This is a genomic window from Polymorphobacter sp. PAMC 29334, from assembly GCF_019431245.1.
In the GTDB taxonomy this organism is placed as follows: domain Bacteria; phylum Pseudomonadota; class Alphaproteobacteria; order Sphingomonadales; family Sphingomonadaceae; genus Polymorphobacter_B; species Polymorphobacter_B megasporae.
In genome coordinates, this window is sequence record NZ_CP080243.1 from 1,664,425 (window position 1) to 1,691,089 (window position 26,665).

Annotated in this window: 29 protein-coding genes and 1 other RNA gene; 12 read left to right on the forward strand and 18 right to left on the reverse strand. The window is 68.8% G+C overall.

What is annotated here, in order from left to right; translation table 11 throughout:
* Positions 1–3: 3 nt before the first annotated feature.
* The 3 genes from KZX46_RS11780 to KZX46_RS11790 are packed head-to-tail and all read right to left on the reverse strand — an operon-like array spanning position 4 to position 3,144.
* Positions 4–1,335 (reverse strand): FAD-dependent oxidoreductase, encoded by a 1,332-nt coding sequence (locus KZX46_RS11780; protein ID WP_226896241.1) that lies wholly within the window; start codon positions 1,333–1,335, stop codon positions 4–6.
* A complete protein-coding gene (gene rpoH / locus KZX46_RS11785; protein WP_219776728.1) occupies positions 1,262–2,176 on the reverse strand; it encodes an RNA polymerase sigma factor RpoH in 915 nt (304 codons plus the stop codon). The genes KZX46_RS11780 and rpoH overlap by 74 nt, the downstream gene beginning before the upstream one ends.
* A gap of 20 nt (positions 2,177–2,196) precedes the next feature.
* On the reverse strand, positions 2,197–3,144 hold the full coding sequence (locus KZX46_RS11790) for an RluA family pseudouridine synthase (RefSeq protein ID WP_219776729.1): 948 nt from the start codon (positions 3,142–3,144) through the stop codon (positions 2,197–2,199).
* A gap of 30 nt (positions 3,145–3,174) precedes the next feature.
* Between KZX46_RS11790 and KZX46_RS11795 the strand changes: the two genes are divergently transcribed.
* From KZX46_RS11795 to KZX46_RS11810, 4 genes are read left to right on the forward strand one after another with little or no spacing between them, the layout of a single operon-like run.
* Positions 3,175–3,576: a Mov34/MPN/PAD-1 family protein gene (locus KZX46_RS11795; protein ID WP_226896242.1), complete on the forward strand. Its 402-nt coding sequence runs from the start codon at positions 3,175–3,177 to the stop codon at positions 3,574–3,576.
* Positions 3,577–3,792: a cold-shock protein gene (locus KZX46_RS11800; protein WP_219776730.1), complete on the forward strand. Its 216-nt coding sequence runs from the start codon at positions 3,577–3,579 to the stop codon at positions 3,790–3,792.
* A 23-nt stretch (positions 3,793–3,815) separates the two neighbouring features.
* Entirely contained in the window at positions 3,816–4,457 is a 642-nt protein-coding gene (locus KZX46_RS11805; protein ID WP_216708704.1) for a LysE family translocator, read from the forward strand.
* On the forward strand, positions 4,454–4,990 hold the full coding sequence (locus KZX46_RS11810) for a histidine phosphotransferase family protein (RefSeq protein WP_219776731.1): 537 nt from the start codon (positions 4,454–4,456) through the stop codon (positions 4,988–4,990). The genes KZX46_RS11805 and KZX46_RS11810 overlap by 4 nt, the downstream gene beginning before the upstream one ends.
* On the opposite strand, the gene KZX46_RS11815 is transcribed toward KZX46_RS11810, so the two are convergent.
* Positions 4,979–5,644 (reverse strand): SDR family oxidoreductase, encoded by a 666-nt coding sequence (locus KZX46_RS11815; protein ID WP_219776732.1) that lies wholly within the window; start codon positions 5,642–5,644, stop codon positions 4,979–4,981. The two genes, KZX46_RS11810 and KZX46_RS11815, sit on opposite strands and share 12 nt — an antisense overlap.
* 115 nt (positions 5,645–5,759) lie before the next feature.
* Between KZX46_RS11815 and KZX46_RS11820 the strand changes: the two genes are divergently transcribed.
* Both KZX46_RS11820 and KZX46_RS11825 read left to right on the forward strand, forming a co-directional pair.
* Entirely contained in the window at positions 5,760–6,500 is a 741-nt protein-coding gene (locus tag KZX46_RS11820) for a DnaJ family molecular chaperone (protein WP_219776733.1), read from the forward strand.
* Between the two features lie 47 nt (positions 6,501–6,547).
* The gene (locus KZX46_RS11825) at positions 6,548–7,165 is read left to right on the forward strand and encodes an N-acetylmuramoyl-L-alanine amidase (protein ID WP_219776972.1); all 618 of its coding nucleotides are present in this window, start codon (positions 6,548–6,550) and stop codon (positions 7,163–7,165) included.
* On the opposite strand, the gene KZX46_RS11830 is transcribed toward KZX46_RS11825, so the two are convergent.
* Complete coding sequence (locus KZX46_RS11830) at positions 7,162–7,458, reverse strand: hypothetical protein (protein ID WP_216708708.1); 297 nt, start codon at positions 7,456–7,458, stop codon at positions 7,162–7,164. The genes KZX46_RS11825 and KZX46_RS11830 overlap by 4 nt on opposite strands.
* Before the next feature lie 85 nt (positions 7,459–7,543).
* Between KZX46_RS11830 and rnpB the strand changes: the two genes are divergently transcribed.
* Positions 7,544–7,922, forward strand: an RNA gene (gene rnpB / locus KZX46_RS11835) — RNase P RNA component class A.
* A 202-nt stretch (positions 7,923–8,124) separates the two neighbouring features.
* Positions 8,125–9,543, forward strand: coding sequence for a tannase/feruloyl esterase family alpha/beta hydrolase (locus KZX46_RS11840; RefSeq protein ID WP_219776734.1), 1,419 nt, complete (start codon positions 8,125–8,127; stop codon positions 9,541–9,543).
* A gap of 2 nt (positions 9,544–9,545) precedes the next feature.
* Here the strand turns inward: KZX46_RS11840 and KZX46_RS11845 are convergent, their stop codons facing one another.
* Both KZX46_RS11845 and KZX46_RS11850 read right to left on the reverse strand, forming a co-directional pair.
* The gene (locus tag KZX46_RS11845) at positions 9,546–9,980 is read right to left on the reverse strand and encodes an NfeD family protein (RefSeq protein WP_219776735.1); all 435 of its coding nucleotides are present in this window, start codon (positions 9,978–9,980) and stop codon (positions 9,546–9,548) included.
* Between the two features lie 163 nt (positions 9,981–10,143).
* Positions 10,144–11,136 (reverse strand): SPFH domain-containing protein, encoded by a 993-nt coding sequence (locus KZX46_RS11850; RefSeq protein ID WP_219776736.1) that lies wholly within the window; start codon positions 11,134–11,136, stop codon positions 10,144–10,146.
* Positions 11,137–11,216: 80 nt separating this feature from the next.
* Here KZX46_RS11850 and KZX46_RS11855 point away from each other — a divergent pair, with 80 nt between their 5' ends.
* The 4 genes from KZX46_RS11855 to KZX46_RS11865 all read left to right on the forward strand — a co-directional run bounded on the left by KZX46_RS11855 (position 11,217) and on the right by KZX46_RS11865 (position 15,755).
* Positions 11,217–12,068 carry a CoA ester lyase gene (locus tag KZX46_RS11855; protein ID WP_219776737.1) on the forward strand — a complete coding sequence of 284 codons (852 nt, stop codon included), beginning with the start codon at positions 11,217–11,219 and terminating at the stop codon, positions 12,066–12,068.
* 137 nt (positions 12,069–12,205) lie between these two features.
* Positions 12,206–13,357: a glycosyltransferase gene (locus KZX46_RS22885; RefSeq protein WP_226896244.1), complete on the forward strand. Its 1,152-nt coding sequence runs from the start codon at positions 12,206–12,208 to the stop codon at positions 13,355–13,357.
* On the forward strand, positions 13,350–14,501 hold the full coding sequence (gene glf / locus KZX46_RS22890) for a UDP-galactopyranose mutase (protein WP_226896245.1): 1,152 nt from the start codon (positions 13,350–13,352) through the stop codon (positions 14,499–14,501). Before KZX46_RS22885 ends, glf begins: the two co-directional genes overlap by 8 nt.
* A gap of 126 nt (positions 14,502–14,627) precedes the next feature.
* Positions 14,628–15,755: a hypothetical protein gene (locus tag KZX46_RS11865; RefSeq protein WP_219776738.1), complete on the forward strand. Its 1,128-nt coding sequence runs from the start codon at positions 14,628–14,630 to the stop codon at positions 15,753–15,755.
* 126 nt (positions 15,756–15,881) lie between these two features.
* Here KZX46_RS11865 and KZX46_RS11870 read toward each other — a convergent pair whose 3' ends face one another.
* The 11 genes from KZX46_RS11870 to KZX46_RS11920 all read right to left on the reverse strand — a co-directional run bounded on the left by KZX46_RS11870 (position 15,882) and on the right by KZX46_RS11920 (position 26,643).
* Positions 15,882–16,775 (reverse strand): flagellar motor protein MotB, encoded by an 894-nt coding sequence (locus tag KZX46_RS11870; protein ID WP_219776739.1) that lies wholly within the window; start codon positions 16,773–16,775, stop codon positions 15,882–15,884.
* A 1-nt stretch (position 16,776) separates the two neighbouring features.
* The gene (gene motA / locus KZX46_RS11875; protein ID WP_216708715.1) at positions 16,777–17,640 is read right to left on the reverse strand and encodes a flagellar motor stator protein MotA; all 864 of its coding nucleotides are present in this window, start codon (positions 17,638–17,640) and stop codon (positions 16,777–16,779) included.
* 219 nt (positions 17,641–17,859) lie between these two features.
* Positions 17,860–18,792, reverse strand: a complete 933-nt coding sequence (locus KZX46_RS11880) for a flagellin (protein ID WP_219776740.1) — start codon at positions 18,790–18,792, stop codon at positions 17,860–17,862.
* A 106-nt stretch (positions 18,793–18,898) separates the two neighbouring features.
* Positions 18,899–20,770 (reverse strand): flagellar hook-associated protein FlgK, encoded by a 1,872-nt coding sequence (gene flgK / locus KZX46_RS11885; RefSeq protein ID WP_219776741.1) that lies wholly within the window; start codon positions 20,768–20,770, stop codon positions 18,899–18,901.
* Positions 20,767–21,024: a rod-binding protein gene (locus tag KZX46_RS11890; protein WP_219776742.1), complete on the reverse strand. Its 258-nt coding sequence runs from the start codon at positions 21,022–21,024 to the stop codon at positions 20,767–20,769. The genes flgK and KZX46_RS11890 overlap by 4 nt, the downstream gene beginning before the upstream one ends.
* A gap of 71 nt (positions 21,025–21,095) precedes the next feature.
* Positions 21,096–22,166 (reverse strand): flagellar basal body P-ring protein FlgI, encoded by a 1,071-nt coding sequence (locus KZX46_RS11895; RefSeq protein ID WP_219776743.1) that lies wholly within the window; start codon positions 22,164–22,166, stop codon positions 21,096–21,098.
* Between the two features lie 86 nt (positions 22,167–22,252).
* On the reverse strand, positions 22,253–22,891 hold the full coding sequence (locus tag KZX46_RS11900; protein ID WP_226896246.1) for a flagellar basal body L-ring protein FlgH: 639 nt from the start codon (positions 22,889–22,891) through the stop codon (positions 22,253–22,255).
* A gap of 124 nt (positions 22,892–23,015) precedes the next feature.
* Complete coding sequence (flgG, locus tag KZX46_RS11905; protein ID WP_219776745.1) at positions 23,016–23,801, reverse strand: flagellar basal-body rod protein FlgG; 786 nt, start codon at positions 23,799–23,801, stop codon at positions 23,016–23,018.
* 118 nt (positions 23,802–23,919) lie between these two features.
* Positions 23,920–24,648 (reverse strand): flagellar basal body rod protein FlgF, encoded by a 729-nt coding sequence (locus KZX46_RS11910; RefSeq protein WP_219776746.1) that lies wholly within the window; start codon positions 24,646–24,648, stop codon positions 23,920–23,922.
* A 226-nt stretch (positions 24,649–24,874) separates the two neighbouring features.
* Positions 24,875–26,137: a flagellar hook protein FlgE gene (locus KZX46_RS11915; RefSeq protein ID WP_219776747.1), complete on the reverse strand. Its 1,263-nt coding sequence runs from the start codon at positions 26,135–26,137 to the stop codon at positions 24,875–24,877.
* Positions 26,138–26,367: 230 nt separating this feature from the next.
* Positions 26,368–26,643: a flagellar hook assembly protein FlgD gene (locus KZX46_RS11920; protein ID WP_219776748.1), complete on the reverse strand. Its 276-nt coding sequence runs from the start codon at positions 26,641–26,643 to the stop codon at positions 26,368–26,370.
* Positions 26,644–26,665 lie beyond the last annotated feature (22 nt).

Here is a 26,665-nt window from a genome sequence, read left to right on the forward strand (position 1 = left end):
GGGCTATTGGGCGACAGCCTCGGGTGGCGTCAAGGCGGGTTGCGCCAAGACGGCGAGCGCGGCGGTTGCTGCAGCAATTCCGGTGGCGTGCGCGCCGTGCGCGGTGCCGACGTCGTCGTGTTCGCCCGCTTCTCCGGCAAAGAACAAACGGCCCGCGACCGGCTCGACAATGGCGCGGCGCGCGTCACGACGGCCGGGGCGGGCGTGGCTCCATGCGCCGGCGACGAACGGTTCGGCGCGCCAGCCGCTGACGGCGAGCGGGCGCAGGCGTGGGCGCCAGTCCGACCCGAGCAACCCGCACAACTCGGTGATCATCGCGTCGATCGCCGCCGCCGGGCCAGCGGCGGCGAGGTCGGCGGCGTAGGGACCGCCGAAATAGCTTTCGATCACGGGCCAGCCGAACGGGCGAAGCCGGTGGCTGGCCGAGCATAATGCGCGCGGATGCCCGCGAAGGTGGCCGTCGACAGGGAAGTCGGTCGGCCCGTCGATGTGGAGGAAGACCTTGCCGACGTCGCCGAGCGGCAGGTCGCCGGCGGCGGCGAGGTGGCCGGGCAGTTCGGGGGTGAAAGCGATCCGGGTGAGGACGGCGGTTGAGACGGTGACGATCGCCGTCGCTGCCTCGACGACCCCGGCGGACGTCGTCACGCGGACCGCATCGCTGCCGACCGCGATCGCTGTCACTGCCGTGTTCCGCCGGATATCGAGCCCGACGGCCAATGTCGCGACGGCGGTTCCAAGCCCCTCGCGGACGCGCCAATTATTGTCCGAGGCGGCGGCATCGAAGGCGGCATGGTCGTGGAGCGAAACCGCCCTCGCCGCGACGCCGTCGAGGTAGCCGACGACGGCGTCGACTGCACCCGCCCAGTCGCCAGCAGCGGGAAGGGCATCGGCGAGCGGCACGTCGGGCAAGGTGGCCCGCCGCTCGACCTGCTCGTCGAACGCAGCAAACGCCGCGCCGAACGCCGCCTGGTCGGCAGGCGGAAAGCCGAGATCGCGCCATTGCGTGTCCCAGCGCGCGGGCGAGCGGTCGACGGTCAGCCCTGCCGCCTCGGCCACCGCAGTCCATGGATTGCGCTCGCCGGAATGCAGCCAGCCGCAGCCGAGATCGAGCGCGTAGCCCTCACGGATGACGGTATGCGCGCGCCCGCCGACCCGATCGCCGGCTTCAAGGACGACGACGCTCGCGCCGCCGTCGGCCAGCCGCCGGGCGGCGGCGAGGCCGGCGGCGCCTGCGCCGACGATGACCGCGTCGAAGGCGATGTTACGCCGGCTCGGGCAGCAGCCGCCGCTCGCCCGCCAGCGTCCGCATCGCGCGCTGGAGCTTGTCGAAGGCACGGACCTCGATCTGGCGGACGCGCTCGCGGCTGATGCCGTATTGCTGCGACAGTTCCTCGAGCGTCTCGGGGTCGTCGATCAGGCGGCGCTGCGTCAGGATGTGCTTCTCGCGGTCATTCAAGTCGCTCATCGCGTCGACCAACAGCTCATGCCGCTGGGTCTTTTCCTGCTCGTTGGCGACGATCTCGTCCTGGATCGGGCCGGTGTCGGTCAGCCAGTCCTGCCACTCGCCCTCGCCCTCCTCGCGCAGCGGCGCGTTGAGACTGGTGTCGCCGCCCATCGCCATACGGCGGTTCATCGAGATGACTTCGGTCTCGGTGACACCCAACGTCGTCGCGATCTTGGTGACGTCGGCCGGCTTCATGTCGCCGTCCTCCATCGCGTTAATCTTGCCCTTCATCCGGCGGAGGTTGAAGAACAGCTTCTTCTGGTTGGCGGTGGTGCCGATCTTGACGAGGCTCCACGACCGCAGGATGAATTCCTGGATCGAGGCGCGGATCCACCACATCGCATAGGTCGCAAGGCGGAAGCCGCGTTCGGCGTCGAACTTCTTGACGCCCTGCATCAGCCCGATGTTGCCTTCGGAGATCAGCTCGGCGACCGGCAGGCCATAGCCGCGGTAGCCCATCGCGATCTTGGCGACGAGGCGCAGGTGGCTCGTCACCAGCTTGGCGGCGGCGTCGGGGTCCTGATGCTCGGCCCAGCGCTTGGCGAGCATATATTCCTGCTCGGGGGCGAGCAGCGGAAACTTACGGATTTCGGACAGATAGCGATTGAGTCCGGCCTCGCCCCCCATCGTCGGGATCGAGGTCTTGGCGGGAAGATTCTTCGTCGTGGCCATAAGGCTCCCTTGCCGGTCGTTCACAATGAAAGACGACCGATTAAGTCCACTATATCGCGCGGCAGGTCGGAATGGAACGAAAGTTTTTCTTGGGTGACAGGATGAACGAACCCTAGCGTCGCCGCGTGGAGCGCCTGGCGGGCGAAACCAAGCTCCGACAGAACGGCCCGATGCGGCTTCAGGGTCCGTCCGTAAGCCGGGTCGCCGATGAGCGGATGACCGATCGATGCCATGTGAACCCTGATCTGATGCGTCCTGCCGGTTTCCAGCCGGCACTCGATCTTCGCTGCGTCGGCCAGCGGCGTTACAGTGCGATAGTGTGTCACGGCATGCTTGCCCCGACCTTCAGCGACGATCGCCATTTTCTGGCGATTGGCCGACGACCGCGCGAGCGAACCGGTCACTGTCCCGGCGGCGGGGACAGGCTGGCCGCCGACGATCGCGACATAGACCCGCTCGATGGTATGCGCGGCGAACTGACGCGACAGCGCTTCGTGCGCCGGGTCGGTCTTGGCGACGACGAGCAGTCCCGACGTGTCCTTGTCGATGCGGTGGACGATGCCGGGGCGCGCGACCCCACCGATCCCCGACAGCCGCCCGGCGCAGTGGTGGAGGAGCGCGTTGACCATCGTCCCGTCGAGATTGCCCGCCGCCGGGTGGACGACGAGACCGGCGGGCTTGTCGACGACGAGCAGGTGATCGTCCTCGAAGACGATCGTCAGCGGGATGTCCTGCGCCACCGCGTCGGGCGTGGTCGCGGGCGGCACGACGACGGTCAGCGCATCGCCCGGAGCGACCTTGCGCGCCGGATCGCGCTGGTGCGCACCGTTCGCGCCGGTCACCTGCCCCGCGCCGATCAGCGCCTTCAACCGCTCACGCGACATCGTCGGGATCAGCACGGCAAGCGCGCGGTCGATCCGCCACCCCGCCATTTCGGGCGTGACGGTAACCGCCACTGCTGTCGACATTTCTTCCCCCATCGCTTAGCCGATGTCGGGATGAAGATGGCGATTGCAAGCACCGCGCTGGTTTCGATCCTCGACCATGCTCGCCGCGCCACACCTGCCGAAGCGTGCGGCATCGTCTTCGGCGACGCCGCGATCGACGCTGCCGAGGCCGCGACCAACGTGGCGGCGCATCCCGAACGCGCCTTCGAGATCGACCCGGCGGCATTGCTCCGCGCGCATCGCAGTGCCCGAGCGGCGGGGCGCAAGGTGCTCGGCTGGTATCATTCGCATCCGAACGGCTCGACCGAGCCGTCGCGGACCGACGCCGCGCGCGCGGTCGAGGATGGCAGGCTGTGGCTGATCGCGGCGGGCGGCACCGTCGCCGCGTGGCGCGTCGTCGCCGATGGCCCGGTGCACGGCCGCTTCGCCCCGATCGACCTGGTCGCCGCCTGAATGGCGACCGGCGAGGTCAAGTGGTTCGACCCACGCAAGGGGTTCGGCTTCATCCGCCCCGATGCCGGGCCGCGCGATGTCTTCGTCCATCTGTCGGCGGTCGCGCGCTCGCCGTTCGGCATGATCGAGGCGGGGCAGCGCCTCGAGTTCGAACTCACCCAGACGACCGACGGGCGGCTGATTGCGCTCGGGCTCCGCGCGATCGAAACCCAGTGAGCTAACGCGATGAGTGAGTTGCGATGAGTATCCTGTCGACACTGTATTTCCCGATGGGCGCGCTGATCGGCATCGCGTCCGCCGCGCCGGTCGGCCCGGTCAATCTGCTCGTCATCCAGCGGACGTTGACCGCGCATACCGCGGGCGCACTGCTGCTCGGTGCGGGCGGGGCGGTCGGCGATTCGCTGTTCGCGGCGGCCGCCGCGTTCGGCGTCAGCGCAGTGACCCAACTGCTCGCTGAACACGCGCTTGCGATCCGGCTCGGCGGCGGGCTGATCATGCTCGTCTTCGCGGTCTTCATCTGGCGGTCGGCGCCGAAGCTGCGCGGCGACGAGGACCAGGTTTCGGCGGTGCGGATGGCGCTGGCGACGTTGACCCTGACGCTGACCAACCCGGCGACGATCCTGTTCTTCATCGGCGCATTCGGCGCGGTCGGCTTCACCGATATCGGCCACGATTCGCCCGAGCATCTGATCAACGCGGCGATGGTCGTCGCGGGGACCTTCACCGGGTCGATGCTGTGGTGGCTCGCGGTGACGAGCGTCGCGCGGCGGTTGCGCGGGCGGATCAATGACGGCCACCTCAAGAAGCTCAACAAGGGCACCGCGATCGCGCTCGGGGCGTTTGCCGTCGCGGCAGTCGTAACCGGAGTAATTCAGCGATGACGACACTTGCCGCCCTCGTGGCGATGCGCCTGACGCACGATCTTGCCGGACCGATCGGCGCGATCTCGACCGGGATCGATTTGCTCGACGACGGCGACCCCGAACTGCGCGCGCTGATCGCCGATGGGGCCGCGTCGGCGGTTGCATCGCTCCGCCTCCACCGCTTCGTCCTTGCGCCGCCGGAGGATGCGACGCCGGCACAGGGGTTGCTCGCGGCGTGGCTCAAGACCCGCGACGCGACGACGCTCGACTGGGCCGCCGATCCGCGCGACGCCGCGCACGCCGCGCAGCTCCTCGGTCTCGCGATGTGCGCTGCCGAAGCTGCACCCGCCGGCGGGCGGATCGCGGTCGACGACGGCGGCGTCACGCTGAGCGGGGCGAAGGTCCGGCTCGACGACGCGGTCGCGGCTGCGTTCGCGGGAGATGCGGTGACCGCCTCGCGCGGCGCGCTCGCCGGGGTGATCGTCGCCGTCGCGGGGCCGGTCGAACTCGTTCAGACTGCCGATGGCCTTCGCTTCAGCCTACCACGGTAGCGCGTTGCCGCGGTAATCGAGGAACACGCCGGACTTGTCGGGGGTCAGTCCGGCGATGACCTGCCGCAGCCCGGTAACCGACGCATCGACCGCGACCTCGGCCCCGGCACCACCCATGTCGGTCTTGACCCAGCCGGGATGGAGAGCGGCGACCGCGATCGCGCGGGGCTTAAGCTCGATCGCCATCGTCTTGAGCCCGGCATTGAGCGCCGCCTTCGACATCCGGTAGGTGTACAGCCCGCCGCCGGTGTTCGCGCCGATCGAGCCGAGCGTCGACGACAGCGCCGCGATCGTCCCGCCGTCGCGGACAGTCGGTGCCAGCGCGCGCGCCGCGACCAACGGGCCGAGCGCGTTGACCGCCATCACCTCGGCCCATTTCGTCGCGTCGATGTTGGCGAGCGCGCCGTCGCGCGCACCGATCCCGGCGTTAAGGATGAGCAGGTCGTGCGGACCCGGCGCAGCGGCGGCGAGCGCGGTCAGCGACGCCTCGTCGGTGGTGTCGGCGTGGAATGCGCTCGCCCCGGCGGCGGCGAGTTCGGCGACCTGCTCGGGCGACCGCGCGGTGGCGACGACGGTCCAGCCGTCGCTGAGATACTGGCGGACGAACTCGCGGCCGATGCCGCGGCTGGCTCCGACGATGACGACGCTCGGCATTGACTCGAACTCCTGCTGCAATGCGGCAATATCCCGCTCACGCTGGCGCGATTAATCGCCTATCAGGAGGTGACGTCAACTCGATGGACGGCGACTCGGTGAAGCAGGGAGCGGCATGACGATCTGGCGTAAGCTCCTTGGGACGAGCGTCGGGCTGTTGCTCGGTGGCCCGCTCGGGTTGCTGGCCGGGGGTGCTGCGGGCACCACCGCCAATCTCGCCAACCTGCGCGCGCCGACCGCCGAGCGGCGGCAGGTCGCCTTCACCATCGCTGCGATCGCGCTCGCAGCGAAGATGGCGCGCGCCGACGGTGAGGCGACGGCGACCGAATTCGCGACCTTCGAACGGTTGTTCCGCGTTCCCGACGGCGAGCGCGCCAACGCGACGCGCTTCTACCGCATGGCGCAGGGGTCGACCGCGGGGTTCGAGGCGTACGCGTCACAGGCCGCGAAGCTGCTCGGGCCCGGGACGCCGGTGCTCGAGGATTTGCTCGAGGCGCTGCTGCTGATCGCGGTGACCGACGGGGTCCACCCCGACGAGCTCGAATATCTTCGCGTCGTCGCCGACCGGCTCGGCTTCGACCCCGCCGCTTATGCCCGCATCCGCGCGCGCCACATCGCCCCGGCGAAAGACGACCCTTTCGTCGTCCTCGGCATCGCACCGGGGGCCTCGCTGGCCGAAATCCGTGCGGCGTATCGCGGGCTGGTCAAGACGTACCACCCCGACCGGCACATGGCGGCGGGCACCCCGCCCGAATTCCTCCGCGTCGCCGAGGCACGGATGGCGGCGATCAACGCAGCATATGCCGAGGTCGCCCGGCGCGGCGCGGCTCCCGCCGAGGCTCCGGGCGCGGCGTGATCGAGCGGGCGAGTCCGAATTTCGACGCGCGGACGCTGCCGATCTCGATGATCGTGCTGCACTATACCGGCATGCAGAGCGCCGCCGCCGCGCTCGACCGGCTCGCCGACCCGGTCGCCAAGGTCTCGGCGCATTATGTCGTCGCCGAGGACGGGGTCGTCGTCCGCATGGTCGACGAGGCGAACCGCGCGTGGCACGCGGGCAAGAGCTGGTGGCGCGGGATCGTCGACGTCAACAGCGCGAGCGTCGGCATCGAGATCGTCAATCCCGGGCACGAATTCGGCTATCGCCCGTTCCCCGCGCCGCAGATGGACGCGGTCGAGGCATTGGTCCGCGACATCGCCGGGCGCTGGCGCGTCGCCCCCGCGATGACCGTCGGCCACAGTGACGTCGCTCCGGCGCGCAAGGACGACCCGGGAGAGCTGTTCGACTGGCCGCGCCTCGCCCGCGCTGGCCTCGCCGACCGCATCCCCGCGGCGCGGACCGACCCGAACTGGAGCGACGCTGGGTTCATGACGGCACTAGGGCGGTACGGTTACGACGTCACCGAGATGCAGCCGGCGGTGGTCGCCTTCCAGCGCCACTTCCGCCCCGGCGACATCGGCGGCGCGATCGACGCCGAGTGCCGCGCGATCCTGTTCGGGCTGCTCCGCCCCTACCTTTAACGCGGGGGGATGAGCGGCGGTGCGTCGCCGGTATAAGCCCGGTGCTCCTTGTCGCCGCCGAGACCGCCGGGGAGGACCGCCGCCTTGGTCTTCTTGTCCTTGCCGCCTGCGGGCTTGGTGCTCGTGTCGGTATTCTCGCCCGCCGAGTTCGGCGGCGCGGTTCCGCCCGGGCGGCCGCTGTCCCCGAGCGTGACGCCCTTGTCGGCTTCCTTCTGGTACGCGCCGAGGCCCTTGCGGACGGTGGTGCAGCCCGCGAGTGCTACGACCAGCACGATGATGACGGCGCGACGCATTAGACCTCCGCAAACGATGGCGTCCCTCTGAACCGGGGGGCGTGGCTTGGCAAGCCGGGGGTTGACCGCTAAGCCCCAGAACAGGCCAGAGGATTGGACGGTCGCCGCTCCCGCAGGGGAGGGGAGGAAAGTCCGGGCTCCACGGAACGACGGTGCCGGGTAACCCCCGGCGGGGGCGACCCCAGGGACAGTGCCACAGAGAGGAGACCGCCGGGCTTCGGTCCGGCAAGGCTGAAAGGGTGCGGTAAGAGCGCACCGCGCGAGCGGCAACGTGAGCGGCAAGGTAAACCCCACCGGGAGCAAGACCGAATAGGGACGGCGCGTGGCTTCGGCCACAGGGCAGGAACCGGCCCAGTCGTCCGGGTTGGTTGCTTGAGGCCGTCAGTAATGGCGGTCCTAGAGGAATGACCGTCCACGGGTGGCGACACCCCGGACAGAACCCGGCTTACAGATCCTCTGGCCACGCGCAGGGCGGCGAAAGCGCGCGCCGCGCCTCGAATCGCCCCAGCGCGGCCGGCGGGGCGGCGGGCTTATCCGCCGAACCCGTCTGACGGCGCGGCTTTCCCGCGACGCCCTCAGCGCCGCCGCGTCACAAATCCCTCAACGAAACTTCTTCCCCCCGCCGCATCTCTCCGCCATGCGGGTCCAAACTCGATGGGGACCGCCATGCGCTCGAAATACCTGCTCGCCGTGCCGCTGGCGCTTGCCGCCGTCCCCGCTGCCGCCGCCGGATGCGACGGGCTCGCTGCCTACCACCCCGACAAGACCGAGATCCACGCGACGACGATCGCCGCCGGGACCGCGCTGCCGTTCGCGCAGGGTGCCAAGCTCCCCTTTGCACTGTGCCGCGTCGAGGGCGCGGCGCACCCGACGAGCGATTCGGACATCCGCTTCGAGGTGCTGATCCCCGAGGGCGCGGGCTGGAACGGGCGCTTCCTCCAGGTCGGCAACGGCGGTTTTGCCGGGCAGATTCCGTATGGGACGATGCTCCTCGGCCTTGCCAAGGGCTATGCCGTCGCCGGAACCGACGACGGCCACCAGACGACGGTCAACCCCGACGCGAGCTGGGCGCTCGGCCACCCTGAGAAGGTAGTCGATTTCGGCAGCCGCGCGGTCAAGACGACGACCGACGCGGCGAAGGCGATCCTCGCGGCGTACGGCGCGGTGCCGAAAAAGGCGTATTTCTTCGGCTGCTCCGACGGCGGGCGCGAGGCGCTGATGACCGCGCAGCGCAACCCGGCCGACTTCGACGGCATCATCGCGGGCGCCCCGGCGTGGTGGTGGACGCGGCTTCAGGGCAGCGCCGGAACGCTGCTTCGCGACAGCACGCTGCCCGGACGCGCGCTGCCGACCGGCAAGCTGATCGCGCTCCAGGAGGCGGCGTTGAAAGCATGCGGCGGTGGCAAGACCTACATCGCCGACCAGCGCAGTTGCCGCTTCGACCCGGCGACGATCGCGTGCAAGGGAGCCGACACCGACTCGTGCCTGACCCCGGGAGAGCTCAAGACGGTCAAGCTGATCTACGGCGGGACGCGCGATCCCGACGGCGGCAAGCTGCTGCCCGGCCTCAAGCCGGGGGCCGAGGCGCTCGACCATAGCTGGAAGGACTGGGGCATTTCGACGACCCCCGGACGGGTCGACCCGTCGCACGACTATCCGCGGAACCACTTCGCTTTTCTGGTCAAAAAGGACCCGAACTTCAAACTGGCGAACCTGACCGATGCCGACATCGTTCAGGGCGACCGCGAGCTTGGCCCGATCCTCGACGCGGCCTCGCCCGACCTCAGCGCGTTCAAGGCGCGCGGCGGCAAGCTAATCCAGTACCACGGCTGGAACGACCCCGCGATCGCGCCGGGATACAGCCTCGACTATTACAAGCAGGTGCAGGCGAAGATGGGGCCGAGCACCGATTTCTACCGGCTGTTCATGGTCCCCGGCATGCTCCACTGCGCGGGCGGCGATGCGCCGACGCGGGTCGACTGGTTCGCGACGCTCGAACAATGGGCCGAGGAGGGGAAGGCCCCCGACGCGGTCGTCGCGCGCGACAAGAACGGGGCGACGCAGACGGTCACGGCGGAGCGCTGACGCTACGCCTGATCGACCACCAGCGTCGTGCCGTCGACGCGGACGATCCGCGCCAGCGTCCCGACCGCCATGTCGGGTCCGGCAGCAGGCCACGGCGAGTCGCCGACCTGGACGCGCCCGACGCCCCCGGCAATCGGGTCGACGACGGTGACGGTGGTGCCGATCATCGCCTCGGCGCGGCGGTTGAGCTTGCCGGGGGCGCGGCGGACGATGCGGTGCCCGAAGACCTGCCGTCCGAGCAGGACCGCGATGATGCCGAGCAGGACGAAGTGGACGATCTGCCACTCCCACCCGGTATCGATCGCGAATGCCAGCCCGGCGGTCACCGCGGCTGCGCCGGCGAGCCAGATGAAATACGCTCCGGGCGCATGGAGTTCGAGCGCGGCAAGGACGAGCGCGGCGGTCGCCCAGTACCAGGGGAGGGAGGCAGGGTTCATGTCCTACCCCTCCCCTTCAGGGGAGGGGCGAGAGACATTGCCCTTGCGATGGCCCGGGGGTGGGGACTTCGACGAGCGATGCGGCGCGCAGCGACTGCCCCACCCCCGGCCCCTCCCCTGAAGGGGAGGGGAGCCAGAAAGGACGAGGAAGAAGCGCGCCCCTTCACTCGAACGGGCCGATGCGGCGCTGCTGGCCGACCTGCGGCGTGCCCGACCCCTTCGGTGCCGGCGCGGCAGGCGCATCGCCCTGCGGCCGGACCGCCTTGACCAGCTCGCCGATCCCCCCGAGCGACCCGACCAGCGCCGACGCCTCGATCGGCATGAAGATCGTCTTGGCGTTCGGCGAGGTCGCGAACGCGGTCATCGCCTCGACGTACTTCTGCGCGACGAAATAGTTGAGCGCCTGCGGGTTGCCGTTGGCGATCGCCGCCGAGACGAGTTCGGTCGCGGTCGCCTCGGCCTGCGCCGCGCGCTCGCGCGCCTCGGCGTCGCGGAACGCCGCCTCGCGCCGCCCTTCGGCCTCGAGGATCTGGCCCTGCTTGGCGCCCTCGGCGCGGAGGATCGCGCTCGCCCGCGAGCCTTCGGCCTCGAGGATGTTCGCGCGCTTTTCGCGCTCGGCCTTCATCTGGCGGCCCATCGCATTGACGATGTCGGCGGGCGGGCGGATGTCCTTCAGTTCGACGCGGGTGATCTTGATGCCCCACGGGTGGGTCGCTTGGTCGACGACGATGAGCAGCTTGGCGTTGATCGCGTCGCGCTTCGACAGCGTCTCGTCGAGGTCCATCGACCCCATGACGGTACGCAGGTTGGTCGTCGTCAGGTTGACGATCGCCGAATACAGGTCGCTGACCTCGTACGCCGCCTTCGCCGCGTCGAGCACCTGGTAGAACACGACGCCGTCGACCGCGACGATCGCGTTGTCCTTGGTGATGATCTCCTGCCCCGGAATATCGAGGACCTGCTCCATCATATTGATCTTGCGCCCGATCCGATCGACGAACGGGGTGATCAGGCTGAAGCCGGGGCGCAATGTCGTGGTAAAGCGGCCGAAGCGCTCGAGCGTATATTCAAACCCCTGCTTGACGACGACGACCGCCTGCGCGAGCGCGAAAACCGCCACGACCAGCAGCACAAGAACGAAAATCCCCGCCGTCATCGGTGCACTCCTGCAACGCGAGACGCTTTGCCTCGCCCCCCGATAGATGGCATCGAAGGGGTTATTTTGCGAGGTGGACGATGGACGAAATCACGCTGCTCCGGTCGGTCCTGTTCCTTCCCGCCGCCAACCCGCGCGCGATCGTCAAAGCGCGGACTCTCGACTGCGACGCGGTCGTCCTTGACCTCGAGGATGCGGTCGCGCCTGCTGCGAAACCGGCGGCACGCGACGCGGCGGTGGCGGCGGTCCGCGAAGGCGGCTGGGGACATCGCGCGTTGCTGATCCGCGTCAACGCACTCGGCACAACATGGTCGGCGGACGACTTCGCCGCGATCGCCGGACTTCTGGGACTGGCCGGGATCGTGGTGCCCAAGGTCGCGGATGCCGCTGACGCCGCCATCGCGGTCGAGCGCGGCGGCGAGTTGCCGATCTGGGCGATGGTCGAGACTCCGGCCGGGGTTCAGGCGGCCGACGACATCGCCGCGACGCCGGGGATCACTGCGCTCGTCGCCGGGACGACCGACCTCGCCGCCGACTTGCATGCGCGTCCGCGCCCCGACCGATCGCCGATGATGTACAGCCTCAGCCGGATCGTCGTCGCCGCGCGGGCAGCACGGATCGCCGCGTTTGACGGGGTGTTCATCGACCTCGGCGATGCAGCGGGTCTCGCGGCGGAGGCGACCCAAGGCCGTGACTTTGGCTTCGACGGCAAGACGCTGATCCATCCCGGCCAAATCGACGTGGTCAATCGCGTTTTCTCGCCAAGCGCCGAGGAACTTGTGTACGCTCATGGACTTATTGCCGCACATAAGGCCGCGCGCGCCGGCGACCGTGGGGTCACGACCTACGCGGGCAAGCTGGTTGAGGGCCTCCATGTCGCCGCCGCGCAGAGGGTTTTGCGTGCAGCCGAGGCAATCGCGGCGCGCGGCTGACGCGCCGCGACGGCATTAACCCTGCCTGACGGCTTCCGGAACTAAGTCGTTTTGACGTCGTTATGTCGTTGTGCCAGCGTCGGCATCGGCCCATGCTCGGCCATTCAAATCGTTAATTTTTTGTTACCGGGAGTCCAATGGTCCTCGCAGTGCCAAATGCTGTGCGTCCGACGCTGATCGCATTATCGCATCTGCGCTGGGATTTTGTTTTCCAACGTCCCCAGCACCTTCTGACCCGCGCCGCGACCGACTATGACGTCATCGTCGTCGAAGAACCAATCTGGACCGACGCTGCCGCTCCCGGGGTGGAATTTCTCGACCGCGAGCATGGCATCCGCGTCGTTCAACCGATCCTGCCGCACGGCACATCGCCCGCCGACTCGCTTGATCATCAGCGCCGCGTTCTCGACGGCCTTGTCGCAAATATCAAAGGGTCGCTGACGCTCTGGTATTATACGCCGATGGCGCTGCCGTTCAGCCGCCACATCGATGCCGATGTCACCGTTTTCGACAAGATGGACGAGCTGTCGGCATTCGCCAATCCGCCGCCGCTGCTCCTCGCGCTCGAAGCCGAGCTGCTCGAGCGCGCCGATGTCGTGTTCACTGGCGGCGCGGCAATGCACAAGGCCTCGGCGCATCGCCACGCCAATATCCATTGTTTCCCGTCGAGCATCGATACCGCGCATTTCGGTGCGGCGCGCGGTGGCCTGCCCGACCCGGCCGATCAGGCTGCGATCGCCCACCCGCGCATCGGGTTTTTTGGCGTGATCGACGAGCGGATGGACGTTGCACTCGTGGGCGAGGTTGCTGCGCTGCGTCCCGATTGGCAGATCGTCATGATCGGCCCGACCGCGAAGATCGACCCGGCGCATCTGCCGCAAGCCGCCAACCTTCACTGGCTCGGGGGCAAAAGCTACGCCGACCTGCCGCCGTATCTCGCCAACTGGGATGTCGGGTTCATGCCGTTCGCGATCAACGACGCGACGAAGTTCATCTCGCCGACCAAGACCCCTGAATTTCTCGCCGCCGGCCTGCCGGTGGTGTCGACCGCGATCGCCGACGTGATCGCGCCCTATGGCGACCTCGGGCTCGTCGAGATCGCGACCACCGCGCCCGAAACCGTCGCCGCGATCGAACACGTCATGGCGCGCGATCGCAACCCGTGGTTTGCCAAGGTCGACGCGCAGCTCGCCAAAGGCTCGTGGGATCAGGTCTGGTCCGACATGCACGCATTGATGCTCGCCGCGAACCCGTCCACCACCAACATCAAGGAGACCGCCCGTGTTTGATTGGCTTATCGTCGGCGCGGGCTTCGCCGGGGCAACGCTTGCCGAACGTATCGCGACGCAGCGTAACGAGAAGGTGCTCGTCGTCGATCGCCGCCCGCACATCGGCGGCAACGCGTACGACCGCTACAACGACGACGGCCTGCTGATCCACGAATACGGCCCGCACATCTTCCACACCAATTCGGCAGCGATCTTCGAGCATCTGTCGATGTTCACCGAGTGGCGGCCATACGAGCATCGCGTCCTCGGCATGGTCGACAACCAGCTCGTGCCGATCCCGATCAACCTCGACACCGTCAACAAGCTGTACAACCTCAACCTGACGAGCGAGGAACTGCCCGCGTGGTTCGCCGCGCGCGCCGAGAAGGTCGACCCGATCCGCACGTCGGAGGACGTTGTTGTCTCAGTCGTCGGGCGTGAACTCTACGAGAAGTTTTTCCAGGGCTATACCCGCAAGCAGTGGGGCATGGACCCATCCGAGCTCGACAAGTCGGTCACCGCGCGCGTCCCGACACGGACCAACCAGGACGACCGCTACTTTACCGACGAATTCCAGGCGATGCCGAAGCACGGCTACACGCGGATGTTCGAGAAGATGCTCGATCATCCGAACATCAGCGTGATGACGCAGACCGATTTCCGCGACATCCAGAACGAAGTGTCGTTCAAGCGTCTGATCTACAGCGGCCCGGTCGACGAGTATTTCGACTTCCGCTTCGGCAAGCTGCCGTATCGCTCGCTCAAGTTCCAGCACGAGACCCACGACATCGAGGTCATGCTGCCGACCGGCACGGTCAATTATCCGCAGACCGAGGCATACACCCGTGTCAGCGAATATAAGTACATGACCGGGCAGGTGCACCCGAAGACCGCGATCACCTACGAATATCCGAGCGCCGAGGGTGATCCGTATTACCCGATCCCGCGCCCGGAGAATGCCGAGCTGTACAAGAAGTACGAGAAGCTCGCGATGGCGACGCCGAACGTGTGGTTCGTCGGGCGGCTGGCGACGTATCGCTATTACAACATGGATCAGGTCACCGGGCAGGCGCTTGCGACCTTCCGCCGGATCCAGGAGGCGCTGCCGCTCGACGGGGTCAAGAGCAACGTCATCACCGAACCGCGGTTCGTCGCGGCGGAGTAAACTCGCTTCTGCTCCCCTCCCCTTAAGGGGAGGGGCTGGGCGTGGGGGAGTACGCCGAACACTCAACGGCCGTCCCGAACGACTGCCCCACCGACCCCTCCCCTGAAGGGGAGGGGAGGAGTTCAAATGCCCGATACCTTCCAATCCTTCTTCCTCGGCGGCTTCGAATCGTCGACGCAGCGCCGTCGTGACGGGGTCCGCCTCGACCTGATCGCCTCGACTGAGCACGATATCCGCGCCGCCGAGGATTACGCGCTGATGGCAGCGCACGGCATCCGCACAGTCCGTGACGCCGCGCGCTGGCACCTGATCGAGCGGCGGCGCGGGGATTACGACTTCTCATCGCTGCTGCCGCAGGTCCGCGCCGCGCGCGACGCCGGGACCCAGGTGATCTGGGACCTGTTCCACTATGGTATGCCGAACGGCGTCGACGTCTGGGCCCCACGCTTCGTCGAGCGCTTCGCCGCGTTCGCCAAGGCGGTCGCGCAGGTCATCAAAGACGAAACCGACACCGTTCCGTTCTACATCCCGATCAACGAGATCAGCTTTTTCTCATGGGGCGCGGGTGACGTCGCGTACCTCAATCCGTTCGCGCGCGGGCGCGGCGGCGAGTTGAAGGCGATCCTCGTCCGCTCGACGATCGCCGCGATCGAGGCGATCCGCGACGTCGACAGCCGCGCGCGCTTCTCGGTTGCGGAGCCGCTGATCAACATCCTGCCGCAGTCGCCGTCGCCCGAGCATGTCCGCGCCGCCGCCGACTACATGGACGCGCAGTTCGAGGCGGTCGATTTCCTTGCCGGCAAGCGCTCGCCCGAACTTGGCGGCGGCCCGCAATATCTCGATCTCGTCGGGCTCAATTGCTATTTCAACAACCAGTGGATCGACCACGGCCCGACGGTCTACCTCGGCGATCCGTCGAACAAGCCGCTGCGCGAATTGATCGCGCTCGCCCACGCCCGGACCGAGCGCAAGGTGTTCATCGCCGAGACCGGGACCGAGGGCACCGGTCGCGCACCGTGGCTCCACCATGTCGCCGACGAGGTCGCCGCGGCGATGACCGCCGGCGTGCCGGTCGAGGGCATCTGCCTGTACCCCGTGCTCAGCCACCTCGGCTGGGACGACTTCCGCCGCTGCCCCAACGGCATGATCGAGGCGTTCGGCAACGGCGAGCCGCGCAAGGTGTTCAAGCCGCTGGCGGATGAACTCGCGCGCCAGCAGGGGTTGTTCGCGAGCGGGTATCTCCAGCGCGAATAGTGCCCCCCTCCCCTTTAGGGGAGGGGTCGGGGGTGGGGAATGCGCCGCGCGCTCGGTCTTCAGATCGTAGGACTGCCCCACCCCCAGCCCCTCCCCTGAAGGGGAGGGGAGCCAGAAAGTGTCGAGCTAGATCGGTGCGCCGCCGTCTTTGTACATCAACGTCACGCTGATCCGGCGGTTGCGCGGATCGTTCGCGTCCTTCGGGTTGTACGGATCGGTGTCGGCGACGCCTTCGATCCGGCGGAAGCGTCCGTCGGCGGTTCCCGCGCCGGCGAGTGCGCGGCGGGTCGCATCGGCACGCGCGGTCGACAGCGTCCAGTTATTGACCCCGCCGCGCGCATAAGCGACGCCGTCGGTGTGGCCGCGGACCGTCAGGCTGTTCGGCACCCCCGCGAGCGCCGTCGCCACCGTCCGGACCAGCGCCGCCGCCGCGCTGGTCAAAACGCTCGTCCCGCTGGCGAACATGCTGAAATCGGCGCGCTCGACGAGGTCGATCCGCAGGCCGTCGTGGGTGCGGACGAAGCGGATCTGCCCCTTCAACCCCTTGAGCGTCGGGTCTCCGGCGATGCGCGCGTTGACGATCCGCTCGACCATTTTGAAGCGTTCCTCATCCGCGGCGCGGCTGTTGCCCGGGTTGGTCGCCTTGTCGTGGCTGTTGACCTTCGCCTCGAGCGGACCCCCACCGCCGCCGCCCTGGACCGGGGTCGGGCGCTGGCCGCGCACCGACGCGTGCGGCGCGACGCCGTCGTCGGTGCGGAGCGCGCGCTTGCCGCCGATGCCGTTCGACCCGCCCGAGTTCTGCATCTGGATAACGGTCGGGGTGAAGTAATCGGCGATGCCCTTGCGCTGGTCCTCGTTGGTCGCGCCGAGGATCCACATCAGCATGAAGAATGCCATCATCGCGGTGACGAAGTCGGCGTAGGCGATCTTCCACGCCCCGCCGTGCGCCGCGGCATGGCCCTTGACCTTGCGGTAGCGGATGACGGGCTCGGTGAACTGGCCGTGCGGTTCGGGTTTCACGTCACTTCGCCCGCATCCCGTCGAATACTTCGGAGAAGCTCGGCTGGTTGACCGGCTGGATCGCGGTGCGCGCGGCCTCGATCACCATCGGCTGCGGCTGGCCCTTGAGGCTGGCGACGATCACGCGGCGGACGACGAGGTAGATCTCGGCATCGGCGTCGAGCACCGACCGCAGCCGCGCCGCGCACGGCCCGACAATGCCATAGCTGAGCAGGACGCCGAGGAAGGTGCCAACGAGAGCCGAGCCGATCATCGCGCCAAGGATCGCCGGCGGCTTGTCGATCGACGACATCGTCTTGACCACGCCGAGCACCGCCGCGACGATCCCGAGCGCGGGCAGCGCCTCCGACAATGTCGTCAGCGAGACGACCGGCTTCGAGGCCGCGCTGTGGTGCGTCTCGATCGCCGAATCGATGATGTCCTCGACCGCCATCGGGCTGATTCCGCCGGTCGAGACGACGAGCAGCCGCAGGCTGTCGGTGAGCAGATGGAGGAACACCGGGTCCTTGAGGAACTGCGGATAGTCGGCGAAGATCGACGACGATTTCGGGTCCTCGATGTGCGGCTCGACCGCGATCGCGCCGTCGGTTTTTAGCATCTTCATCAACCGCGTCGTCAGGAAGATCGCCGCCGAATAATCGGCACGCTTGTAGCGGGGGCCGCGAAAGATCGCACCGAAGCCTCCGCCGATTGCCTTCATGCCCGCGATGTCGGTCGCGATCAGCGTCGAACCGGCGGCAGCACCCCCGATGATGAGCATCTCGTGCGGAAGGGCCTCGAGCACCACCATGATATTGCCGCCGGTCAACGCAAATCCACCGAACACCATGACGAACAACACGACCAGCCCGATGACCGAGACCATGATTGGCCGCTCCCAAAGACGCATACACCGTGTCGTCGTCGGGTGGTTTTACGGCGCGGATCGGCGGAGACTTATGGTTGAGATGCGTTAACTGGTTCAATCACTCCCCTAGCCGTCATCCCCGCGAAGGCGGGGACCCATCACCACGGACGGTTGGGATGATGGGTCCCCGCCTTCGCGGGGATGACGGAGCTTTTCATCGCGAAACCCCATTCTCATTCAGTGAATATAATCCCACAGGCTTAGCGCCGACACCTTGACGAAGCTCAACTGCGCCGCCTGCAGCACCGTCGTCAGCCGCTGGAGGCGGGCGATCGCGGTGGCCATGTCGAGGCTCCCGGTCGTCGTCTTGTCGCTCGTCAGCGCGACCGTCGCGGCGTCGAGCCGCTTGCCCTCGGTATCGAGCCGCGCCAGCCGCGTCCCGACCGTCGCGCGCGTATCTGCATTGCGCGAGATCGCCGCGTCGAGCGAGGTCTGCGCCGTCGCCACCCCCGCCAGCCGCTTCGTCGCATCGGGCTCGACGAGCGCCGCGCCGAGCGCCGCGAGCATCGCGAAGGCGTCGGTCGAGGTCGGCGCGCCGGTCGCATCGGGCGCTCCCGGCAGCCCGGCGAACACCCGCGGCCCATCGACGCCGGTCGAGATCGCGGCATCATCGAGCACCAGCACCGCCGCGCTTCCCGCCCCCTGCCACGCCATCGCGCCTGTCGCGTCGGGGGCGTAGGCCGCGCCGGTCCGCGCGCCGCCGAACAGGCTGGTGCCGTCGCTGTCGCGCGCGTTGGCATAGCCCGCGAGCTGGTCGCCGAGCTGGGCGACCTCGGCGGCGAGCGTGACCCGGTCGGCGGCGTTGAGCGTCGCGGTGTTGCCCTGGAGCGCGATCTCCTTGGCGCGCTGAAGGACCGTCGCGATCCCGCCGAGCGTCGCGTCGGTCGCGTTGAGGCGGCTCGTCGCGCGGTCGATCCCGGTCTGCTGGCTGACATTGATGGCGAGCCCGCGCGCGATCGTCAGCAGCCGCGCCGCACCGCCCGGATCGACGTCGGGGGTCGTGATCCGCTGGCCCGTCGCGATCGCCGCCGCCATCGCATCGACCTGCGCCGACAGGTCGGTCATCCGCGCGGTCGCGGCGTCGTGGGTGACGCGGGTGTTGACCTGCATTATTACTCATCCCTGTCATCCCCGCGTAAGCGGGGACCCAAGGTCACAACATTGCGACCTTGGGTCCCCGCTTGCGCGGGGATAACAGCTGAAGAGCGGACGGAAATCACGCTTGAACCGCCTGCAGCAGCGTGTCGAACAATGCGCGCGCGGTCGCGATGACCTGCGCATTCGCCTTGTACGCCGCCTGCAGCCGGGTCAGCTCGGCGGCCTCGGTATCGATATCGACGCCGCCGACCGCGTCGCTCGCGCGCTGGGCGTCGTCGCGGACCGCGGTCGCGCTGGTGGCGAGCGCCTTGGTTTCGGACAGGGTGCTCGCGACCCCGGTGACAGTGGCGTCGAGGCTGGCCTCGATCGTATTGCCGGTGCCGCCCGCCGTGCGCTGGGCGACGAGCGCGCGGATGTTGCCGTTGTCGCCCGCGCCGTCGGTGTTGCGGGTAATGCGGAAGCTGTCGCCGACCGCGGGCTGGCCGCCGATGGTGAAGCGGAATCCTGCCCCGGCGATGCTCGAGCCGTCGATCACTGCGGTCCTGATCACCGCCGATGTCGCGGGATCGACGATGTCGGCGGTCGCGGCGCCGGTGACGACGATCCGGTACGCGGGGAGGGCGGGGAGCCCCGCTGCCGCCGGGTCGATGTTCACCGCCAGCGTCCCGCTGCCGCTGTTTGCGCCGGCGGCATCGGCGAGCCAGCGGCTGGCGGCGGCGACCTGCGACGGGTCGAGCGGTCGTAGGGCGATACCCGCTGCGCCGCCGGTTGGGGCAAGGACGAAGCTGTCGCCCGCATTCGCCGTGCCTCCTGGCGTGACCGTAACGCCGTCGAGGTGCAGTGCGCCGGTCCCGCTCACCGCGCCGCTGCCGTCGCCCCGCGCGAGGGTCCATGCCGTTCCGTCGAAGCCGAGGACATAGCCCGATGGTGCAATCGTCGCGGCATCGCCGACCGCGACGTCGATCGCCGCCGCGCCGCCGTTCGCCTTACTGGGGACGACGTCGAGCGTCGTCGTCGCGAACAGCGCGGTGCCGTCGGTCCCTGCGGCGTCGACCCCCGCCATGTTCTGGGCGTTCGCCACCGTGGCGAAGCGCGTCGCCAGCGCATCGATCGCGGTTGCCGCCGCGCCGACTTTGCGCGCCGCCTCGACGAGCCCGGCGAGGCTGCCGCTCGCCGGGAGGCGGACAACGATCGGGTCGTGCGCCGGGTGGAGGACGACGTCGCCGGCGGCGCTGACCCCGATCGGCGTCGTCGACGTCCCGCTGACGAGCAGCGGGGCATTCGCACCGTCGCCGAGGCGGACCTCGACCGTCCCGCGCCCGGTATCGGTGACTCCGATCCGGACGAAGGTTGCAAGGCTCGCGAGCGCCGCGTCGCGCTGGTCGAGCAGCACCGCCCCCGCCTCGCCGGTCCCGCCGCTCCGGATGACGGCGGCGTTGATCTGGGCGAGGCTGGCGGTCAGCTGGTTGACCTGCGCGACCTGCGTTGCGGTCGCGCTGGCGATGTCGCTGCCGATCCCGGCGAGTGCGCTCGCGGTCGAGCGGAACGCCGCTGCGGTCTGGTCGGCGCGGTCGAGGAAGATCGTCCGCGCGGCGGTCGAGGCGGGGGATACGCTGAGGTCCTGCGCCGCGTCGAAGAAGCCGCCGATGCGCTTGGTCAGGCTCGCGTCGCCGGTCCCGAGCGCCGATTGCAGCCGCGTCAGCCAGTCGGCGCGGGTCGTGATCCGGCTGAGATCGCTGTCGGCGTCGCGCGCCGCTCCCGCCTTGAGCGCATCCGACGCGCGCCCGATCTCGCCGACGGTGACGCCGTTGCCGCTCCCGACATCGCGCATCGCCGGTGCCCCCGCTCCCCCGGCGGCGGCGGTCTTCATCACGACGGTGCGACGGACATAGCCGGGAGTGTCGGCGTTGGCGACATTATCGCCGACGACCGACAGCGCGGTCTGGTACGCCGCGATCCCCGACGCGCCGATGCCGAGCAGGTCGCTCATTTCGCCAGCATCCGGGCGACGCCGAGCGGGGCCTGCGCGGCCAGCGCCTCGGCGCGAAGCTGGTCGGCGAGATCGCTGAACGTCGCCCCGCCCTTGCCGGTGAGGTCGTCGCCGAGCGACGCCGCGCGCGCTGATTTGAGCATCTGCGCGACGAAGAGGGATTCGAACTGGCGCGCGACCTTGGCGGTTGCGGGGTCGATCTGTTTGCCGCCGCTCCCACTCCTATTGTCATCCCCGCGAAAGCGGGGACCCAAGGTCGCACTGCCGTGACTTTGGGTCCCCGCTTTCGCGGGAATGACAGCTGGATTAGCGACGGCTGCAACAATCATATCACCACCAGCTCGGCCCGGAGCGCGCCCGCTTGCTTCAGCGCCTCGAGGATCGCCACCAAATCCCCCGGAGCCACCCCGAGCGCGTTGATCGCCTTGACCAGCTCCGCCAGCGACGCCCCCGGAGCGAACAAGGCGACTCGCGCCACCGGCACGTCGGCGGAAACACTGCTGTGCGGCGTGACCGTTGTTTTGCCGTTCGACAGCGGCGCCGGCTCGCTGACCTGCGCATCCTCGGTCACCCGGATCGTCAGGTTGCCGTGCGCGATCGCGGTCGGCAGGATGCGGACTTTCGCGCCGATGACGACGGTCCCGGTGCGCGCGTTGATGACGACGCGCGCGGGCGGGGCGGCGGCGGCGATGTCGAGGTTCTCGATCCGGCTGGCGAGGTCGATCCGCTCGGCCATGCCCGCGCCGACCTTGATCGCGACCGTCACCGCGTCGACCGCGGTCGCCGTACCCGGCCCGATCGCGGTGTCGATCGCCGCCGCGAGCGCCTTCGCGGTGCTGAAGTCGGCGTCGTTCAAGTCGAGCAGCATCGCCGCGCCGCCGCCGAACGGGTTGGCGACCGCGCGCTCGACCGTCGCCCCGCTCGGGATACGCCCCGACGACGGCGTGTTGACCACCAGCTTCGACCCGTCGCGCCCCTCGACGCCGAAGCCGCCGACCGCGAGGCTGCCTTGCGCCAGCGCATAGACCTCGCCGTCGGCCCCCTGCATCGGCGCCATCAACAGCGTCCCCCCGCGCAACGACTTCGCCTTGCCGAGCGCCGAGACGGTGACGTCCAACCGCTGCCCCGGCTTGGCGAAGGCGGGAAGCTCGGCGGTGAGCATGACGGCGGCGGCGTTCTTGAGCCCCGGCGCGACGCCTTCCGGGAGCGCGACGCCGAGCCGTGCGGCGGTGCTCTTCATGCTCTGGACGGTGTAATCGAGATTGTCGTCGCCGGTCCCGCTCAGCCCGACGACGAGGCCGTAGCCGGTGATCGCATTAGCGCGCAGGCCTTCGAAGCGGGCGATGTCCTTGACGCGGTCGGCGTGCGCGGGGGTGCCAAAAAAAATAGCTGTCATCCCCGCGAAAGCGGGGACCCAATGTCGCAATCGGTGACCTTGGGTCCCCGCGTGCGCGGGGATGACAGCCTGTGGTGCGATCCCCCTCACAACGGCGACACCTTGGCGAAGAACCGCGCCAGCCACCCCTGCCGCGTCGCGTCGGCCAGCTCCCCGCTCCCCGAATAGCGAATCCGTGCATCGGCGACCCGGGTCGAGGCGACGGCGTTGTCGGGGCCGATGTCGTCGGCCCTCACCATGCCGGTCAGCTGCACCTGCTCCTCGCCGCGGTTGAGCGTGACGCGCTTGTCCCCCGCAACGAGGTAGACCCCGTTCGGCAGGATACGCGCGATCGTCACGCTGATCTCGCCCGACAGGAGGTTGTCCTGCGTCGCGGTTCCCGACCCCTTGAAGGTCGACGTGCTGCCCCCCGACAGCAAACCTTTCGGGATGAAGGAAAACGGCGCGGCGGTCGGCAGGGTCAGCGCCGCCGAGCCATCGCGTTTCGAGTCCGCCGTTGCAGACTTGCGCGCAGTCATCCGCTCGGTCAGCCGGATCGTCAGCAGGTCGCCGACCCGCCGCGCGCGGTTGTCGCTCGCGAGCGCGATGAAGCGGTCGGCGCGGTACAGGCTGGCCGAGGCTTCGGGGGCGGGGAGGGGGGCGGCGGCGTACGCTGGCGCAATCGGCGCGACGGTGCGGAAGGCGGTGTCGGCGCAGCCGGTGAGGGCGAGGGCGAGGAGGGCCAAAATAGCTACGTCATTCCCGCGAAGGCGGGAACCCATCACCACGGACGGTTGGGGTGATGGGTCCCCGCCTACGCGGGGATGACGGCGAGGGAGGGGGACAGGGAGGGGGAGGCCATCCCGCACCTCACATATTCTGCGTGACATATTTCGCCATTTCGTCCGCCGAATTGATCACCTTGGCGTTGACCTCGTACGCGCGCTGGGTCTCGATCATGTCGACGAGCTCCTGCACCGTGCTGACGTTCGACGCCTCGAGCGAACCCTGGCGGATCACCCCGCTGCCGTCGGCTCCCGCCGTCCCGACCTGCGCCGCGCCGCTCGCGGTCGTCGCGGTGTACAGGTTGCCCCCGACCGGCTGGAGCCCGGCGGGGTTGAGGAAGCGCGCGACCTGGACCTGGCCGATCTGCGTCGCCGTCGTCGCCCCCTGCAGCGTCGCCGAGACCGTGCCGTCGGTGGCGATGACGATCTGCTGCGCGCCGTCGGGAATCGCGATCTGCGGGTTCAATTTGTCGCCATTGCCCATGACCAGCTGCCCCTCGGCGTTCAACTTGAACGAGCCGTCGCGGGTGTAGGCGGTGGTGCCGTCGGCCTGCGTCACCGCGAAGAAGCCGCTGCCTTCGATCGCCATGTCGAGCGCGTTGTCGGTCTGGGTCAGCCCGCCCTGCGTGTGGATGCGCTCGGTCCCGGCAACGCGGACCCCGGTGCCGGTACCGAGCCCGACGGCATAGTCCGAATTCGCCCCCGCCGGGTCGCCGGGCGAGCGGCCCTGCTGGTACATCAGCGTCTCGAAGCTCGCGCGGTCCTTCTTGAACGCGGTGGTGTTGACGTTGGCGAGGTTGTTCGAGATCGCCTTCATCTTCTGGTCGAGCGCATCGAGTCCCGATCGCGCGATCTGCAGGGCGGATGTCATCGTTCAATTCCTCCGTCACCCCGGCGAAGGCCGGGGCCCATAGTCGTGCAAGCACCAAAGTTCGCGTTGCGGGGTGAGTTGGGCCCCGGCCTGCGCCGGGGTGACGGGGAGGTGACCGTCATTGGTCGAGCCGCATCAGCTTCGCCCCCGCCTCGTCGATCTCGCGCGTCGCGCTGAGCAATTTCGTGCTGACGTCGAAGCCGCGCGATTGCTCGATCAGCTCGACCAGCCCGCGCGCCGAGTCGACGTTCGCCCCTTCGAGCGCGCCGGTCTGGAGGCGGACGTCCGGCGCGGCGTCGACGGCATCGGCGCTGCGGAACAGCCCGGCGCTATCCTTGTGGAGGTCGCCCGGCGGCGGATCGACGAGCTTGATCCGATCGACTACCGCGGGGGCCAGCGCTCCCGCCAGCCGCACGCTGACCGACCCATCGGCGGCGATCGACGCCTCGCCCGCGGGGAGGGTGATGACCCCGGCGTTGCCGATCACCGGATGCCCGTCGCCGGTTTCGAGAACGCCGGTCGGCGCGATGCGCAGGTCGCCGCGGCGCGTGTATGCCTCCGCCCCGCCGCTCGCTTGCACCGCGATCCACCCGGGCCCCGACACCGCGACGTCGAGCGGCTGGCCGGTCGGGGTGATGTGCCCCGGGTCGATGCTCGCGCTCGTCACCGCATCGTCGGCCTGGACCCGCGTCGCCCCCTCGGGCCCGCCGAGGTAGCGGCTCGCGAGCGACGACATCTCGCGGCGGAAGCCGGTGACGCCGGCATTGGCGAGGTTGTTCGCGGTCACGCCCTGCGCCGCGAGGCGCGCGCGCATGCCGGTGAGGGCGGTGTAGATCAGGCGGTCCACGATGCCGCCGCTTTCCTGTCATCGCCGCGTTGACGAAATCCCGGCAGTCTCTTGTTATCCCCGCGAACGCGGGGACCCCCCAATTGCTTGTCATCCCCGCGTAGGCGGGGACCCAAGGTCACGAAGGTGGTGACCTTGGGTCCCCGCCTACGCGGGGATGACAGGAACAACAGCGTGTCTGTCGTCAGCGTCATCGCGGCCATCGTCGTCATCATCCCCACCATCATCAATGAATCTGGATGATCGTCGTCAGCAGCGACGACGCGGTCTCGATCGTCTTGGCGTTCGCCTGGAAGCTGCGCTGTGCGGTGATCAGCCCGACGAGTTCGTCGGTCAGGTCGACGTTCGACCGTTCGAGGCTCCCCGACAGGATCGTGCCGAGCCCGTTCTGTCCCGCCTCGCCCGAGATCGGCGACCCGGATTCGGGGCTGGTGACATAGCTCGCGTCGCCGGTCTGCTTGAGGCCCTCGGGGTCGCTGAACATCGCCACTGCGACCTTGCCGAGCACCTGCACCTCACCGTTGGTGAAGCTCGCTTTGACCATCCCGCTCGCGTCGACCGCGACCGACTGGAGCTTGCCCGTGGCGAAGCCGTCCTGTGACGAGGCGACGACGGTGAACGGCCCCGACTGCTGCGTCGTCGCCACCCCGGCGTCGAGCGACAGGCTGACCGCGGTGCCGCCGCTTGCCGGGGTGAAGGCGTCGAACGCGGCGGGGGTTGTCGGGCTCGTCAGCACGCCGCTCGAATCGAAGCTCATCGGCACCCCCGCGGTCCCGCCGCTGGTCAGCTCGGTCGTGCCGACGACGACGTGCGCGGTCCAATGGTGGAGCGGGTCGGCCACCGTCGGCGTCGCGGTCTTGGTGTAATAGACCGTCGCCGCGAGCGGGTTGCCGAGCGAATCGTACAGCGTCAGCGACGTCGAACTGGCGTAGGTCGCCGAATTCGCCGGGTCGAATGGCGCGGTCGTCACCCCCGCGCTCGCCGGCAGGTTGACCGCAAGCTTGATCGCCGTCGTCGCCTTCGGCGATCCCGAGGTCAGCGGCAGTTGCAGGCTGGTCGTCGACGCGAGCGCGGTCGAGGTGACGCTGCCGTCGGCGGTCGTCGGGAAGACCTGGAGCCGCCGCCCGTCGGTGTCGACGACGAAGCGGTCGGCGTCGACCGCGAACGCGCCGTTGCGGGTGAACGAGGTCTGCGCGCCGCCGTTCGCGCTCTTGACGGTGAAGAAGCCCTGCCCGCTGATCGCCATGTCGAGCGCGGAGTCGCTCGTCGCGATCGCTCCCTGGCTCATCTGCTGGGTGACGCCGCGGACCGCCGTGCCCGACCCGATGATCCGCGCCGGGTCCTGCAACGGGGTCGAGGCGATGATGTCGCCGAACTCGACGCGGCTTTTCTTGAAGCCGTTGGTCGAGGCGTTGGCGATGTTGTTGGCGATCGTCGACAGCTCGGTCTGCGCGCCGTTGAGGCCGGTGAGGGCGGTGTAGAACGACATGGTCTTCTCCTTCGGCTGCTCTTGTCTTGCGGGCTGTGCTCGTCTTGCGGCTGTGCTTGATCTTCCTGTCATCCACGCGAATGCGGGAATTACGCTCAATTATCTGTCATCCCCGCGTAGGCGGGGACCCAAGGTCACTGAGCGCGGTGACTTTGGGTCCCCGCCTGCGCGGGGATGACAAAGCTGTTTGGCTCACGCGGTCACGCCGTCGTCGTTACGTCGCCGCGCCGTCACGCCGTCGCGCCCTTCGCCATCCCCGCCGCGATCAGCGTATCGAGTTTCGTCGCGATGCTCGTCAGATCGACATTCGTCTCCGAGATCCCCGTGACCGTCGACAGCTGCGCGAGCTGCGTCACGTATTCGCTATTGTCGACCGGCTTGGTCGGGTCCTGGTTCTTCAGCTGCGCGGTCATCAGCGCGAGGAAATCGGACTGGCCGAGCGTCGTCCGGTTGGCGGGGACGGTCCCGGTCACGGCGCTCCGGACCCCGGCGATTGGATCGGTCATGGCAGTCTCCTGAGGCGGCGGG

What these genes read in the sequence shown, in the direction of transcription:
- rpoH (WP_219776728.1), bottom strand. Translation starts at nt 2,176, where the DNA reads ATGGCCACGACGAAGAATCTTCCCGCCAAGACCTCGATCCCGACGATG.
- KZX46_RS11790 (WP_219776729.1), bottom strand. Translation starts at nt 3,144, where the DNA reads ATGTCGACAGCAGTGGCGGTTACCGTCACGCCCGAAATGGCGGGGTGG.
- KZX46_RS11795 (WP_226896242.1), top strand. Translation starts at nt 3,175, where the DNA reads ATGAAGATGGCGATTGCAAGCACCGCGCTGGTTTCGATCCTCGACCAT.
- KZX46_RS11800 (WP_219776730.1), top strand. Translation starts at nt 3,577, where the DNA reads ATGGCGACCGGCGAGGTCAAGTGGTTCGACCCACGCAAGGGGTTCGGC.
- KZX46_RS11805 (WP_216708704.1), top strand. Translation starts at nt 3,816, where the DNA reads ATGAGTATCCTGTCGACACTGTATTTCCCGATGGGCGCGCTGATCGGC.
- KZX46_RS11810 (WP_219776731.1), top strand. Translation starts at nt 4,454, where the DNA reads ATGACGACACTTGCCGCCCTCGTGGCGATGCGCCTGACGCACGATCTT.
- KZX46_RS11815 (WP_219776732.1), bottom strand. Translation starts at nt 5,644, where the DNA reads ATGCCGAGCGTCGTCATCGTCGGAGCCAGCCGCGGCATCGGCCGCGAG.
- KZX46_RS11820 (WP_219776733.1), top strand. Translation starts at nt 5,760, where the DNA reads ATGACGATCTGGCGTAAGCTCCTTGGGACGAGCGTCGGGCTGTTGCTC.
- KZX46_RS11825 (WP_219776972.1), top strand. Translation starts at nt 6,548, where the DNA reads ATGATCGTGCTGCACTATACCGGCATGCAGAGCGCCGCCGCCGCGCTC.
- KZX46_RS11830 (WP_216708708.1), bottom strand. Translation starts at nt 7,458, where the DNA reads ATGCGTCGCGCCGTCATCATCGTGCTGGTCGTAGCACTCGCGGGCTGC.
- KZX46_RS11840 (WP_219776734.1), top strand. Translation starts at nt 8,125, where the DNA reads ATGCGCTCGAAATACCTGCTCGCCGTGCCGCTGGCGCTTGCCGCCGTC.
- KZX46_RS11845 (WP_219776735.1), bottom strand. Translation starts at nt 9,980, where the DNA reads ATGAACCCTGCCTCCCTCCCCTGGTACTGGGCGACCGCCGCGCTCGTC.
- KZX46_RS11850 (WP_219776736.1), bottom strand. Translation starts at nt 11,136, where the DNA reads ATGACGGCGGGGATTTTCGTTCTTGTGCTGCTGGTCGTGGCGGTTTTC.
- KZX46_RS11855 (WP_219776737.1), top strand. Translation starts at nt 11,217, where the DNA reads ATGGACGAAATCACGCTGCTCCGGTCGGTCCTGTTCCTTCCCGCCGCC.
- KZX46_RS22885 (WP_226896244.1), top strand. Translation starts at nt 12,206, where the DNA reads ATGGTCCTCGCAGTGCCAAATGCTGTGCGTCCGACGCTGATCGCATTA.
- KZX46_RS11865 (WP_219776738.1), top strand. Translation starts at nt 14,628, where the DNA reads ATGCCCGATACCTTCCAATCCTTCTTCCTCGGCGGCTTCGAATCGTCG.
- motA (WP_216708715.1), bottom strand. Translation starts at nt 17,640, where the DNA reads ATGGTCTCGGTCATCGGGCTGGTCGTGTTGTTCGTCATGGTGTTCGGT.
- KZX46_RS11880 (WP_219776740.1), bottom strand. Translation starts at nt 18,792, where the DNA reads ATGCAGGTCAACACCCGCGTCACCCACGACGCCGCGACCGCGCGGATG.
- flgK (WP_219776741.1), bottom strand. Translation starts at nt 20,770, where the DNA reads ATGAGCGACCTGCTCGGCATCGGCGCGTCGGGGATCGCGGCGTACCAG.
- KZX46_RS11895 (WP_219776743.1), bottom strand. Translation starts at nt 22,166, where the DNA reads ATGACAGCTATTTTTTTTGGCACCCCCGCGCACGCCGACCGCGTCAAG.
- flgG (WP_219776745.1), bottom strand. Translation starts at nt 23,801, where the DNA reads ATGACATCCGCCCTGCAGATCGCGCGATCGGGACTCGATGCGCTCGAC.
- KZX46_RS11915 (WP_219776747.1), bottom strand. Translation starts at nt 26,137, where the DNA reads ATGTCGTTCTACACCGCCCTCACCGGCCTCAACGGCGCGCAGACCGAG.
- KZX46_RS11920 (WP_219776748.1), bottom strand. Translation starts at nt 26,643, where the DNA reads ATGACCGATCCAATCGCCGGGGTCCGGAGCGCCGTGACCGGGACCGTC.